This is a genomic window from Rhizobium sp. SG570, from assembly GCF_012275345.1.
Classification (GTDB): domain Bacteria; phylum Pseudomonadota; class Alphaproteobacteria; order Rhizobiales; family Rhizobiaceae; genus Rhizobium; species Rhizobium lusitanum.
Genome location: NZ_JAAZQI010000003.1, coordinates 90446 through 103823, shown reverse-complemented (window position 1 = coordinate 103823; position 13378 = coordinate 90446). Strand labels below are relative to the sequence as shown.

Annotated in this window: 14 protein-coding genes and 1 pseudogene; 8 read left to right on the top strand and 7 right to left on the bottom strand. The window is 60.0% G+C overall.

Annotation, left to right across the window (positions count from 1 at the left end; genetic code table 11):
• Position 1 precedes the first annotated feature (1 nt).
• The 4 genes from FHT28_RS07790 to FHT28_RS07775 all read left to right on the top strand — a co-directional run bounded on the left by FHT28_RS07790 (position 2) and on the right by FHT28_RS07775 (position 4057).
• Complete coding sequence (locus tag FHT28_RS07790) at positions 2-829, top strand: ABC transporter ATP-binding protein (protein ID WP_168595918.1); 828 nt, start codon at positions 2-4, stop codon at positions 827-829.
• On the top strand, positions 826-1575 hold the full coding sequence (locus tag FHT28_RS07785) for an ABC transporter ATP-binding protein (protein WP_168595917.1): 750 nt from the start codon (positions 826-828) through the stop codon (positions 1573-1575). The genes FHT28_RS07790 and FHT28_RS07785 overlap by 4 nt, the downstream gene beginning before the upstream one ends.
• A 20-nt stretch (positions 1576-1595) precedes the next feature.
• The gene (locus FHT28_RS07780) at positions 1596-3104 is read left to right on the top strand and encodes a serine hydrolase domain-containing protein (protein ID WP_168595916.1); all 1509 of its coding nucleotides are present in this window, start codon (positions 1596-1598) and stop codon (positions 3102-3104) included.
• A 68-nt stretch (positions 3105-3172) separates the two neighbouring features.
• Positions 3173-4057: a LysR substrate-binding domain-containing protein gene (locus FHT28_RS07775; RefSeq protein ID WP_047639726.1), complete on the top strand. Its 885-nt coding sequence runs from the start codon at positions 3173-3175 to the stop codon at positions 4055-4057.
• Positions 4058-4082: 25 nt separating this feature from the next.
• On the opposite strand, the gene FHT28_RS07770 is transcribed toward FHT28_RS07775, so the two are convergent.
• From FHT28_RS07770 to FHT28_RS07760, 3 genes are all read right to left on the bottom strand, one after another.
• Complete coding sequence (locus FHT28_RS07770) at positions 4083-4949, bottom strand: D-amino-acid transaminase (RefSeq protein ID WP_047555515.1); 867 nt, start codon at positions 4947-4949, stop codon at positions 4083-4085.
• A 39-nt stretch (positions 4950-4988) separates the two neighbouring features.
• Positions 4989-6032, bottom strand: coding sequence for a P1 family peptidase (locus FHT28_RS07765; protein ID WP_168596113.1), 1044 nt, complete (start codon positions 6030-6032; stop codon positions 4989-4991).
• Between the two features lie 161 nt (positions 6033-6193).
• Positions 6194-7075 carry an alpha/beta hydrolase gene (locus FHT28_RS07760; RefSeq protein WP_246704826.1) on the bottom strand — a complete coding sequence of 294 codons (882 nt, stop codon included), beginning with the start codon at positions 7073-7075 and terminating at the stop codon, positions 6194-6196.
• 499 nt (positions 7076-7574) lie between these two features.
• Here FHT28_RS07760 and FHT28_RS07755 point away from each other — a divergent pair, with 499 nt between their 5' ends.
• The 3 genes and pseudogenes from FHT28_RS07755 to FHT28_RS07745 all read left to right on the top strand — a co-directional run.
• Entirely contained in the window at positions 7575-8726 is a 1152-nt protein-coding gene (locus FHT28_RS07755; protein ID WP_037191506.1) for an AraC family transcriptional regulator, read from the top strand.
• A 278-nt stretch (positions 8727-9004) separates the two neighbouring features.
• The gene (locus tag FHT28_RS07750) at positions 9005-9226 is read left to right on the top strand and encodes a hypothetical protein (protein WP_037191508.1); all 222 of its coding nucleotides are present in this window, start codon (positions 9005-9007) and stop codon (positions 9224-9226) included.
• Between the two features lie 214 nt (positions 9227-9440).
• A pseudogene (locus FHT28_RS07745) lies at positions 9441-9854 on the top strand (VOC family protein); the annotation flags it as partial.
• A gap of 138 nt (positions 9855-9992) precedes the next feature.
• Here the strand turns inward: FHT28_RS07745 and FHT28_RS07740 are convergent.
• Positions 9993-10349 carry a hypothetical protein gene (locus FHT28_RS07740; RefSeq protein WP_047555513.1) on the bottom strand — a complete coding sequence of 119 codons (357 nt, stop codon included), beginning with the start codon at positions 10347-10349 and terminating at the stop codon, positions 9993-9995.
• A gap of 313 nt (positions 10350-10662) precedes the next feature.
• On the opposite strand from FHT28_RS07740, the gene FHT28_RS07735 reads away from it, so the two are divergent.
• Complete coding sequence (locus FHT28_RS07735) at positions 10663-10893, top strand: hypothetical protein (RefSeq protein WP_168595914.1); 231 nt, start codon at positions 10663-10665, stop codon at positions 10891-10893.
• A gap of 9 nt (positions 10894-10902) precedes the next feature.
• On the opposite strand, the gene FHT28_RS07730 is transcribed toward FHT28_RS07735, so the two are convergent.
• The 3 genes from FHT28_RS07730 to FHT28_RS07720 form a co-directional block, all read right to left on the bottom strand.
• On the bottom strand, positions 10903-11334 hold the full coding sequence (locus FHT28_RS07730; RefSeq protein WP_037191517.1) for a hypothetical protein: 432 nt from the start codon (positions 11332-11334) through the stop codon (positions 10903-10905).
• A 125-nt stretch (positions 11335-11459) separates the two neighbouring features.
• Positions 11460-12284 carry a hypothetical protein gene (locus tag FHT28_RS07725; protein ID WP_037191520.1) on the bottom strand — a complete coding sequence of 275 codons (825 nt, stop codon included), beginning with the start codon at positions 12282-12284 and terminating at the stop codon, positions 11460-11462.
• A gap of 226 nt (positions 12285-12510) precedes the next feature.
• A complete protein-coding gene (locus FHT28_RS07720) occupies positions 12511-13368 on the bottom strand; it encodes a transporter substrate-binding domain-containing protein (protein ID WP_113118579.1) in 858 nt (285 codons plus the stop codon).
• Between the last annotated feature and the right edge of the window lie 10 nt (positions 13369-13378).

The window sequence follows — 13378 nt, the reverse complement described above, 5'->3', positions numbered from 1 at the left end:
CATGCTGGTCGAGATCGACAATCTGCGCATCGGCTTCAAGACGCGCACGGGCTTCGCACCTGCGGTCAAGGGTGTGTCGCTGCGCCTCAGTGCCGAGAAGCTCGGCATCGTCGGCGAAAGCGGCTCGGGCAAGAGCCTGACGGCACGCGCGCTGATGAAACTCCTGCCAAGGCAAACCCGCATCGAAGCCGACAAACTTTCCTTCGATGGCATCGACATCGTGTCGGCCAGCGAAAAGCAGATGCGCACCATCCGCGGCAAACGGGCAGGCTTTATCCTGCAGGACCCGAAATACTCGCTAAACCCCGTTAAGACCATTGGCAATCAGGTTGCCGAGTCATGGCGCACGCACAAGGGCGGCAGCCGCCGGGAGGCGGCAGAAGCGGCCGCCAATCTGCTGGAACAGGTCAAGATCCGCAATCCGAAGGCGGTTGCCGCCTCCTATCCGCATGAAGTCTCAGGCGGAATGGGTCAGCGCGTCATGATCGCCATGATGCTTGCTCCCGATCCGGAACTGTTGATCGCCGACGAACCCACAAGCGCGCTGGACGCGACGGTGCAGGCGGAAATCCTGCGGCTGATCGAGGAGCTTGTCTCCGAGCGCTCGATGGGATTGATGCTGATCAGTCATGACCTGCCGCTCGTCTCGCATTTCTGCGACCGGGTGGCGGTCATGTATTCCGGGCGCGTTGTCGAGGAGTTGAAGGCATCCGAACTCCTGTCCGCCGCCCATCCCTATACGCGCGGCCTGCTGAACTGCATTCCCTCGCTCACCCATCCGAAGGAGCGGCTGCCCATTCTCGGGCGTGACCCGGAGTGGTTGAAATGACGATAGAGATCGACAATCTGCGCATCCGTTTCGGCGAGCGTGAAGTCGTCAAGGGCGTTTCCTTCAAGGTTGAGGAAGGCGGCAGCTTCGGCATCGTCGGCGAAAGCGGCTCCGGCAAATCGACCGTATTGCGCGCCATGGCCGGCCTGAACACCAGCTGGATGGGGCGCATCGCCTTCAATGACGAAGCAGCTCCGCAACACCGCACGCCGGATTTCTTCCGCAAGGTGCAGATGGTTTTCCAGGATCCCTACGGTTCCCTGCATCCGCGCCAAACGATCGACCGCATTCTGAGCGAGCTGCCGCTGGTTCACCGCATGGGCGACGTCGACCAGCGTATTGCCAGGGCGCTTTCGGACGTGGCGCTGCCGCAGAGCTCGCGCTTCCGCTATCCGCACCAGCTCTCCGGCGGCCAGCGCCAGCGTGTCGCCATCGCCCGCGCGCTGATCGCCGACCCCAGGATCCTGTTGCTCGATGAGCCGATAAGCGCGCTCGACGTGTCGGTTCAGGCCGAGATCCTCAACCTGCTGTCCGATCTGCGCGCTGAGCGAAAGCTCACCTATGTGATGGTCAGCCACAATCTCGGCGTGATCGCCCATCTCTGCACCGACGTCGGCGTTATGATCGATGGCCAGATGGTGGAGCAGGTCACGGCCGACGATTTGCGGCGCGGTAACGTCACCCACCCCCATACGCAGGAACTGCGCCGTCTGAGCATTGAGTTCGAGGAAGCGGAACCGGTCTAATCTGCATTTGCGAGGCATGCATGTCCGAAACGGGAAACTGGAAGGCGGCGCGGTCCTGCGCAGCCCAATTCGCGCAAAATTGGGGAAGCGATGAGCCGGGCGGCGGCGTCATCGGCTTCGATGCGCACGGCATTCGCTTTGCCGAATATGGCGGCGTGGAAAGCCTTTCGACGCTCGCCCCCTTCACCGCGGCAAGCGTGGTCCGCTATGCCTCGGTGACGAAGCACGCCTTTTGCGCCATGGTGCTCACCCATTCCGACAAGATCGGTCTCGGCGACCCGCTCGGACAGCATCTGCCCGAACTGCGGACACCCCTTCGCGATGTCACCGTTGGCCGCGCTCTCGACATGAGCGGAGGCTTGCCTGACACGCGCGAATGCCTGACGTTGCTTGGCCTGTCTGTCTATACGGAGACGAAAGCCGGCCCGTTGCTCGATTTCCTGGCGCGCCAGACGCGGTTGAACTACGAGGCGGGCACGGAGATCTCCTATTCCAATACCGGCTACCGGCTCGTGGAAGCCGCATTCGAGCGTCGGCGTGTATTCTTTCGAGACTTCGTTCGACGGCTGGGTGCGCAAGCGGATGCCGTATTGGACGCGCCGGATGTCTGGAACGACCCCGTTGCCGGCCTGGTTCCAGGCTATTGGCGCGATGGTGAGCGCTGGCAGCTTTCGGCGGCCGGCCTGCATATTTCCGCCTCCGGCAGCATGACTGGCAGCGGCGAAAGCCTCGCCAAATGGTTGATGGGACTACTTCGCGGCGAAGGGGCTTTTGCCGGAGTACTCGACGAGTTGTCTGCACCACGGCAGCTCGCCGATGGCAGGCCGAGCGGATACGGCCTCGGCCTGCGCCGCACCATGCTCGGCAACCGCTCTCTTATCGGCCATGGCGGTTCCCATCCCGGCTACAAAAGCTATTTCCTGCTCGATCCGGTTCGGAAAGCCGGCTTTGCGGTCGTATCGAACCGCGAGGATACCAACGGCTATAAGATCGCACTGGAGTCCATGGCGGCATTGACGGGTGAGGCCTTGCCGCGCACCTCGACCGCCCTTCGCGATGGCACTTATGTGACGGAGAACGGGCCATGGTGGATCAAGGTCGCCGGCAGCACGGTGACCTATCTCGATGCCGACGAAACCGTCTACGAGGATGAGCGATCCTGGGTTTCCTCCCGCTCGGCCTCGTCGCCGATGCGCCTGATGATGGAGGGCGACGCGATCGTCGGGGAAATCGGACATGCCCAGCGCTGCTTCCTGCCTGTCGGAGAGCAGGAAGTGTCGGCCTCGTTATCCGGTGTCTGGAACTCGCCGGAGGGCGCGCGTCTGGAGATCGAAGGCGGCAATGTCGTCATGGGCATCGGCCCGGTGCGCCAGCGCATGCCGCTGCGCGCGCTGGGTGCCGGACGCTATCTGTTCACGCTGATGGATGGACCTTGGACCAAGCGGGTCTGCCTCCACGTTCTAGGCGAGGACAGGCTCGAACTGGTGCTTGCTCGAGCACGAATGATTGAATATCGCCGCGCCGGCTGATTGCATTCGCGGCCCTTTCGGGCCAAGGAGATGCGGGCTTTGACAGCCGGTTTCTTTGGGAGCTTCGAGTGGAAGTCAAATGGCTTGAAGATTTTCTGGCGCTGGCGCGGACGCTGAACTTTTCCAAAGCGGCCGACGAGCGCCATGTGACGCAATCCGCCTTCAGCCGCCGCATCCGGCAACTGGAGGGCTGGGTCGGGACGAGCATGATCGATCGAGCCACTTATCCTTCGCGGCTGACGGCCGCAGGCGAGCGTTTCGTACCCGTGGCGGAGCAGACGCTGCAGGCGCTCTATCAGGCGCGGCGCAACCTTCAGCACGAGGATGGCACGGATGCGCGTACCGTGACCTTGACCGCGCTGCATACCCTCTCCTTCACCTTCTTCCCTGATTGGCTAAGCCGGCTCAACACGCGCATCGGACCCGTGGTCTCGCATCTGCGCCCGGACTCCGGCACCATGGAAGAGAATCTGAATTCCCTCATCGACGGGGACTGCGATTTCCTGCTCACCTATCAGCACCCGCATGTGCCGATGCTGCTCGATCCACAATTCGAACATCACACGCTCGGCCGGGAAACCATCCTGCCGGTGAGCGCCGCAGGCGCCAACGGGGTGCCGCTGCATCGCCTGGAACCCGGCTTCTGCCATGTCAGCTACCAGAAGACGTCCTTCTTCGGGCAACTGGTGGCCGGCGCCTTCGGGGAGCGGCTGCCTGCGGAAAACCGGGTACATGTCGGCAGCATGTCCGTGGGGCTGAAGGGCATGGCCGCAGCCGGCTTCGGGCTTGCCTGGATCCCGGAAAGCCTGGTCAATACCGAGCTTGCCGATGGCCGGTTGGTGCGTGCCGCCGATCCCGAATGGAATATCGAGGTGGAAATCCGCCTCTATCGCTCACGCGAGAACCGCCGTCCGATCGTCGGGCGTGTCTGGTCGATGCTCGACAAGCCCTGACGATCGGACGATCCTTGCGGCAGGCTTAGATCGCGGTGCGCCGGGCGTTTTCCATATAGAGCGTGCGAAGGCGCTTGAACATCGGGCCAGGCATCCCGTCACCGACGGCAACGCCATCGATATTGGTGATCGAGACGATGAAGTTGGAGGCGCTCGTCAGCCAGGCTTCAGCGGCTGTCTTGGCCTCTTCGACGGAGAAGGGCCGCTCCTCCAGCACCAATCCCGCCTCGCGCGCGAGGTCCAGCACGGCAAGCCTGGTGCAGCCGGGCAAAGTCGCGTGGCTGTTGGCGCGCGTCACGATGCGACCGTCACGCGTCACGATATAGGCCGTCGACGACGCACCCTCCGTCACCATGCCATCCTCGACCAGCCAGGCCTCGTCGAAGCCTTCCGCCTTGGCGGCGCGCTTGGCCAGCACCTGCGGCAGCAGGCAGACGCTCTTGATGTCGCGCCGCGCCCAGCGCTGATCCGGCATGGACTTCACCTTGAGACCCTTTTCGACGGCTGCGACATGTTCGAGCGTCTTTGCCTGCGTGAAGAGCACCAGCGTCGGCTCCAGATCCTCGGAGTAGAAGAAATTTCGGTCTTCGGCACCGCGCGTGTACTGGAGATAGACGAGCCCTTCAGTGAGGTGGTTTTCTTCCACGAGACGCTTCTCGATCGCCACGATCTCGTCAGTCGTGATAGGCAGACGGCCGCCGATCTCACCTACGCTGCGCTCGAGCCGCGCCATGTGCAGGGCGCTGTCGATCAGCTTGCCGTCCAGCACGGCAGTGACCTCGTAAATGCCATCGCCGAACAGGAAACCCCGGTCGAAGATGGAAAGACGCGCCTCGTTCTCGGGCAGGAAGGCACCGTTGAGATAGACGGTGCGGATCGTCGCGGCAGACATGAAAACTCCGTATGATGCGAAATCAGAAAATTACGGTCATCAATGACCTGGATGGGGAAGGCTGATCGTACCGACAACCGAGCCTTTACCGGTCGCGGCGTTGAAACCTTTGGTCTCCGTCGCCATGGCGAGGGAGTTGAGGATTGCTTCCTCGGTAGCTTCGATCGCGGCTTCGAACAGCGGCGAGACAGCATCATTGCTCAATGTGGGGATCAAACTCACGCCCTTGCGGCGTTCGGGAGTACGCCGCACCGCCTCTGCTGTCGAAAAGGCGAGCGCGTAGTCGCCCGAGCCATTGCTCAAAGCCGCGCCGGTGCGGGCAAGCCCGCCGAAACAACGGCGCGCCAGCCTTTCGAGATTGCGCGGACAGAGCGGCGCGTCGGTCGCTAGCACGATGACGATGGAACCGTCCTTGTCGTGCTCCGCCAGCGCAGCATAATCACGTCCGGCGACAATAAGGCGGCCGCCGTAGTTGGATTGGACAAGCACGCCCAGTCGATAGGCCTCCGCGCCGACAGGCACGAGGCGCGAGCTCGTTCCGATGCCGCCTTTCAGGCCGAAAGCGACCGTTCCGGTTCCGGCACCGACCGCACCCTCTTCTACCGGCCCTGATGTCGCGGTATCGATCGCAAGTAGAACTTCATCGACGCTCGGGCGAGCGGCGCGAATATCGTTGAGACGCGAATCGTTGGTCTCGCCGACCACCGCATTGACCGACACGACCTTTTCGTTACCCGGCTGCGCGAGGGTGTGGCGGATGATAGCCTCTACGCCTCGCCCCACGGCCAGCGTGTTGGTCAGGACGATCGGCGTCTCGATCTCGCCGAGTTCGATGATCTGTGTGACGCCGGCAAACTTTCCGAAGCCGTTGAAGACGGCAAGTCCGGCAGGGACCTTGTCCTGGAAAAGATTGCCGCCATGCGGCAGGATCGCGGTCGCTCCGGTGCGTGTGCGCTCGCCTTCCCGGCATGTGACATGCCCGACATGCACGCCGGCAACATCGGTGATCGCGTTCAGGGGTCCGGGTTCGAAATGACCGGGCGCGAAACCGAGCTCGCGTATTCTGTGGCGCTTGTGGTCCATCATCCATGCCTCAAGAAGATGATGGCGACCTTACTCCGACAGCCCGCTCGAAGGCACAACAAAAACGGAATAGTTTCAGACCGGCTTTGCAAAGGGCCGCGAAAGGCGCCCTTTGCTGCATCGAGAAATATCGACAGCGCAAACGCCGTCCGTGCGGTTCCTCATGACAGAAGACGATTGGCGCGCAGCCACTGCTCCCACCAATCGGGCCAGCCGGCACTTGGCGTCCCCGGCTTTCCCATGCCGAAGCCGTGGCCGCCGCGCGGAAGCCGATGCAGCTCGACCGGAACACCCGCTTTTCGGCAGGCATCCGCCATGATCAGCGTATTTGCCGGATCGGAGATCGGATCATCCTCGGCCTGCACCAGGAAGACTGGCGGACAGCCGGAGCGGACATGCGTCTCGACCGACCACTCCGCGCTGGCTTCCGCATCCGGATGACTGCCGATCATTGAACGGCGGGCGGAGGTGTGGTCATAGGGTGGCTCAAGCGTGATGACCGGATAGATCAGCGTTGCCAGATCGGGACGCGCGGATTGGCGATCGATCGTGTCGATCGGCTGGTAGGACGCGAAGGCCGACCGCGCCGCCGTCAGACCGATCAGATGACCGCCGGCCGAGAAACCGAGAGCCCCTATACGCGAGGGATCCAGCCGACGGCGCTCCGCCTGGGTTCGAATGATGCGCAGGGCGCGTTGTGCATCCTGAAGCGGTGCCAGCGGGCCGTCATTCCATCCTTCTCTCGGCAGGCGATAGGCCAGAACAAAAGCGGTGATGCCGCGGTTCGTCAGCCAGCGGGCAGCCGGATAAGCCTCCTTCTCCATCTCGATACGCTTATAGCCGCCGCCGGCGGCAATGAGGATGCTGGCTCCGTTCGCTTGCGCAGGCGAGAAAACCTCAAGACTTGGCACAGCTATATTGCTGAAGGCGCCCTTGCCATCGCTTTCGAAAGGTCCCGATGGTCCGCCGCCGCCCGGAGGCAGGCCTGGCCATAGCGGGATGCTGGTATCCGATGGTGCCGCCCGTACCCTCGTGGACATCATCGCAAGGGTTGTTGCGATCAGGAAGGAGCGCCTATCTATCATCATATGTCAGATGCCTTCGCGTCAGGTGGAGGTAGCCGGCATGTCGGCCTTAACGACAAGCGCGCCTGTGAATGCATCACTCCCGTTTGGCGGCAATATGGTCGACATGTTAGTATTCTTTAGCTGGCGGCAGACGGCAACGAATCGGGCCGACCTATCGAAACCTTCGGGCAATTCCCGTGGGAGCGATAGGCTAACATTCCCTCCAGCCTTGTTTTTTTCAAAGTCCGCAACAAATGAATGTGTGGGAGGCGTAATATGCGAGGCCTCAGCACAACTTACGGCAGGCTGTCTCTGCGAAAACGACGACCCGGAACAGGCTTGGACGACCTCCGATTTAACAGAGTGCGATTTTGCGCTAACAATGGATGCGGATTCACGATGACGATTCTGTTCTGTCCTGACGCCATTTGGGGAGGCCAGATTGCCTGACTTTCGACGCGAAGAAGAATCTCCCGTGGTCGAAACCAAGAAAGATGCGCGGAGCGAGGAGACGAAGACCTCGCCGCGCGATAGGCGTCGCTTTCCGCGTCCGCCGAAAGTTGGCGGCGAAGAGTCACAAGCACCTTCAATACTGAAGCCGTTGCTGTTCTCCACACATGATCTTGAACCGGAAACACAATTTGCTGCATGGCAGGCGTATGTGGCGCCCCTCGTAGACACTCGGCTTCCAGACAACGCCCCGCGGGAAACCGGATTTGTCGCCGACCACACGGCATGGAATTTGGGGGGCATGCTGATCGTTGAGCAGAGTGCGCCAGCCCACAGCTACATGCGCTCGCAAGCGAAGGTAAAAGCGGATCTCATCGATCACTGGCATGTTTCCGTGCTGCGCAGCGGCCGGACATGGACGGAGGTGGATGGGTATGTCAGCGAAGGCGAGCCGGGCAAGGTCGAACTGCGATCGCTAGGACACCCCTTTCGGGGGCGTTCCACCGACGCCGAAACTCTGTCGCTCTTTTTGCCGCGTGCATTGCTGTCCGACGCCCCTGCCGCAGTCGAGATCAAAAACAATACTGCCCTTTCGGGGACCTTCACCAGATTGCTGATCGAGTATCTCGATAGTATCGTAGCCAATCTTCCAAACTTTGTAGCGACGGATTTGCCCCATGTTGTCCAAACCGTGCGCGGGATAATTTGGGCCGGCGCTGCAGCTTCGGCGGCACAGTCTGCCGACACTGAACACCATAGCACCCTTGCCCTGATGGAGCGGGTGCGGCGGTTCGTCGAGCGCAATCTTGCCGCGAGCGATCTGACGGTGGAGCAGATATGCCGCGAGCTCGGCATGTCCCGCACCAGACTGTATCAGATCTTCGAACAGGATGGTGGTGTGCATCACTATATTCAGCGGCGCCGCCTTCTATCCGCGCATGCCGCGCTCAGCGACCCCTCCAATCGGCAACAGATCCTCGACATCGCCTATGCAGTCGGCTTTTCGTCCGCCGCACATTTCAGCCGCGCCTTCAGCAAGGAGTTCGGCTACAGCCCGCGTGAGGCCAGGAATCTTATCTCGCAGCCCTATCTCGGGCGCCCATTCCCGCTATCGCAAGACGACGAGGGGGCTCATTCTTTCGAAGAATGGCTGAGAACGCTTGGTCACAGCCGCTGAACGCTGCGGGCATCTCATATAGATCATCAATTCACCGGACGCGCCGATGTTTCGCGTGGCATGAGCGCATGCATTGACGACCGCTCCCCTCCAAAGCCTCCGGATCATAGTTAAGTGATTGCGAAAATGTACGCTGCTGCAAGTTTCCGGATGCGTGGCTAACGACAGGCTACGCGTAACCCATTAAAAAAGAAGCAGAATAACCGTGCAGCTAAAAAGGCTGAGTACATGACGAATGTACTCTGCGTCCAGTAAAACGATCTTTGGGGAGCATATTAATGGTATCCGCCCGTCAGACAATACAGATCAGCAGGCCGCAACATTCCACCACCGACGCCTACCGCGCTGTCGAGCGGGAGGAAGTCCTTGCAGTAGCATTTCGAGACTTCGTGCAGGTGGTGCTTGCCGCAGGCTGGAACGAGCCGGAGGTCGCTCTGACCTTGGCAGATATAGCAGACGACTACGTCATGGCGCTTGCTGGAAGAGTTACGGGAAATTAGTTCTGCATAGCCGTCCGCGCGTCGCAGGGGTGAGCGCGCACGGGTTCCGGTAACTCTTCTGTCATGCCGCCGGCGCCGCCGCTCAACAAAACCAACAACAAAGCGGCCCGTCGGCGGCATGAATTATAATTAAACGACCGCTTTCCCTCAGCCCGCGTGCCAATCCAGGCCGGGTCACGAAGGAGGAAGCCTCCGATGACAACATCTCTGGTTTCGGCAGGATATGGAAGCGGCGATCGCATTCTATACGTCGCTGATCCCTGGCTCATCGATCGGGTGGGTGTCGAACATTCTGGACAGCGATCCAAACGGACCGGCCCTTAGCGTCAAGTTCGCAGGCTTTACGCTCGGCGATCGAGCATATGTGGGCTTAGAGGCGGGGCCATTCGATTGCTTCGACCACAACTCCCAGATTACCGTCGAATGCGAGGCGCAGGCTGAAGCAGACCGACTACGGGATGCGCTCAGCAAAGGCCGTTCGACGGAGCCATACGGCCGGGTGCGGGATGCCTGGGGTGTCTCTTGGCATTTCATGATCAAGTGGCAGGCCGACGGCATCGACGTGCCGGTCAAATCCCGGCATGACCCCAGCACGGACCCTGCGAAAACAAAATTCGCCATTGCCTAAGCTTTGCCCGCGCCACGAACAACCATAACTGAAGAGCTAGGGCCAAGCCCATCCTTCCAGCCAATGGAAGGGGTGTATGTGCGGAGGTAAGCGGAAGCCGATTTACCATCGGCTCCAGCTTACAACACACTTTGAGCATCAGTTGAGAGACGGGCAACCGCGCCGATTGGCGAAGACCATGCGGTCGGGGCCGCCATCATTCCAGCCGCGAACGACTATGCGTCGGCCGTCGCTTTGGACCGAATCGATGCGCCGAAAACCTTCCGCACGCGCGGCCCGCATGAGTTCGCCGCGGTCACAGCCGCCCCGCTCGCGATCGCGATCCCAGCCTCTTGGCGGGCGATTCCAATCCCGGCCCTGGTCACGCTGCCATCGCGGCGGTCCGTAATCATCGTCGCCGCCGTAGTATTGCGCCATTGCGACCGAGGTCATCAATTGCATCGCGGCCAGCCCTACCAAGGCGACGCGAGAGAGTCGTACCAAACGTTCAAACATTCCCTTACCCCCATTTCCTATCTATTGGACACAGGTAGCAATACGACGGTTCGCCTGAACTCTGCCTGAACGCGATCGCGGCTGTGCAGAGTTTTAAACGGGGCGCATCATGGCCCCAGCGTCACATCAACCGATCTCGACAGAATTGCCGCCGGCATGAGTAGCAATTCAGCGTCGCTTAATCGCCGCACCGTACCATGGCATACTGGGGTCTATTCGCAATATGATAAATTGCTGATATGGTAACGGTCCACGCCTGATGGACACGTTGCGAGTGGCTGGAAATAAACAATGAGACAGCGACGGGGGGTCTATGTCTTCAGTCTATATCAAGGTCGAAATGGTGGGTGACGGCCAACCACCGGATGCCGCTCTCATGGATCGTATCCGCTCGCTGATCCTGCAAAGCTCCGAGGTCGACTCGATATCTTACAGGTCGACCAGCATCGTACAGACGCTGGAGGCCTTTCTGACGATCCCTCATGCCAACACAACGGACGGAGCGGCAAGAGAACCGATCCAACCCAAATCACATCGAGAATAGGCACTCGCTTTATCCGAGACCCTTGCCCCGGTGGCGCGACCATGCGACGGGGCTTGAAGATGCGCGCGATGACTTCCGCGGTGGCTTAACGGGATTGATCGCTACGGCGCCAGTCCGCCATCGCCGAATGAACCGATTTTGAAGCAGCATTGCTCCAGCCAAACAATATAGCAGCAGGACGATTGCCGCCTCAAAGATAAGCGGCAAAAACACAAAACGCGCTCCTGGGCTTTCTTCCTCCTCGGGAAGCAGACCGGGCAAACCGAGGATCATCGCCGTCAAGGGGGAGAGCAGGATAACGAAGCAGGCGAGCCCATGAAAAACCAAACGCATGCGTGGATATTTTCCCGTGGCCCAAAAGGCGGCGAGCGAGGCGATGATGTTCCACATCAACCCCAGCACCACGGCGACATCTGCAGGCAGAATCGAATTGGCGTACATGAATCTCCGAATTCTTTGTCCCATCCAGATTAGCCGCTTGCGCGAGATAATGACAACTCGCCTATATGCAGTAGCTACCTACAAAATGCGGATGCGGAGTCCGTCGCTAGCGCGATTATCCGTCATTATCGCCACCAGGCCTCGCGCCGGTTCCATTTCAGATCGCTCCTGCGGCTCTTTCCGGCCTGCTTCCTGTCTCCCTTGAGGTGATCCATATAGCTGCCCAGAACGCTATTGATGAAGACATGGGTCTTCGTCAGGTTCGAGCCGAGCCGCTTGAAACGAGCTTCCCCATCGCCCTCCATCTGCTGGAGCACCTTCCAGAAGACGAAGCTGTCGTGGCTTTCCTTCAGGGTCAGAAAATAGCCCAACGTGTAGGCGCCTTCGAAACGTTCGACGAAGGTCAATATCTCGCGATGGCGCAAATTGTACCCCACCCATCCGCACTCCGGATATATTCTCCGGTTCAAATAGGCGGCAAGCTGGTTTCCACGCGGCGCGATCTTGTCGACGAAGTTTCTTGGAATGTCCCTATGGGTGATCGTATCGGCATCGAGCCATATCAGTTGATCGACCATGGTATGATAGCGCCTGATGGCATCGGCGACCGCAAAAACCTTGTTGGAAAACCGAACGGCGTCCCAGCGAAAATCGCGTTTCAAGCCATTGGCCGAGGGGCGCAGTCCGTTGGCTTGCGGATTTTCACCGTAGGCTTTGCGAAAATCACGCAGCCGCGGCAAGGTTTCATTGTGGTCGAACACCAGAAGGCGGCGATCCTTCTCCTCGATCACGACATTCTCGGCATAGACAACGAGGGAGATGTCCTTCGGCCAGTGAGTGAGGAATGTCTCTATGCATTTTTTGCCGTAATCGCGATAACCCTCCTCGTGAAAGGTCGTCACAACGATATGGCTCAGCTTTTCTCGCCGCCATGGATTTAGAAGAAGCATCGGCGATCGGACTCCGCAACAAAGGTGATTTCTCTGCCTGGGTAATTATCCGATCATTTGGCTCCGATTGTTTCCGAATGTTTCTAACCGGTGAAATTTATGGGAAATCTTGTTGCAGAATGTAGGGCGGAGCAACCGGTACATCGCTGAAAAGGTCACCGGAGTAACGGCCCGACGGCGGTAACCGGCCGTCAGGTCCATCACATTCACCCCACCATGGAAAGCCTCACTTCGGCGTGACGTCGAAGCCGAACCATTTCGCCGACAGCTTGGCGATCGTGCCATCGGCCTTGGCAGCCGCGATCGCATCATTGAACATCGCTTTCAGCTGCGTATCCTCCTTGCGCAAGCCGACGGAGCTGCCACGGCCGAGAAGACCGCCCTGGAAGCGCGGCCCGGCAACGATCATGTCCTCGTTGCCCGGCTTTGCCGCCGCCGTCGAGAGATAGGCCATCGACGCCATGATGATATCGACGCGACCGGCCTTCAGATCGAGATCGTGCTGCTCGGTGGTCTTGTATTCGCGGATATCGGCCACGCCCTTGAGGTATTTGTCGAGAAAGGTCGCTGCGATCGATGCCGTCTGCACACCGATCGTCTTGCCCTTGAGCATCGGCTCGAGCTGCTTTACCGCCGCAGCCGCTCCGGCCTCGTCCGTCGCCAGTGAAAAGACTTCGCCCTTCAGCGGCAGGCCGACAAGCGGGGAATCTTTCAGCGTCGCAAAAGTCTGGCCGGTCGTGCCGTAGGAATCGCTGAAGGCGATGACTTCCTCGCGCTTGGCGGTTGCCGACATGCCCGAAATGATGGCATCGAACTTGCCGGCATTGAGCGCGGGAATCATGCCGTCGAAGGGCTGGATGACGGTCGTGCATTCGACCTTCATATGGTCGCAGAAATATTTGATCAGCTCGATTTCATAGCCATCCAGGCTTCCGTCGGCCTTGGTGAAGTTCCATGGCCGGAAAGCGCCTTCGGTCGCAATCGTCACATGCGTCCATTTCTTTTCCTCCGCGCGCACGACCGTCGAGACGGCAAGTGTGGCGACCATCATCACGGCCGCGAGAATTCCGGTAAGGTATTTCATTATCGAGTTC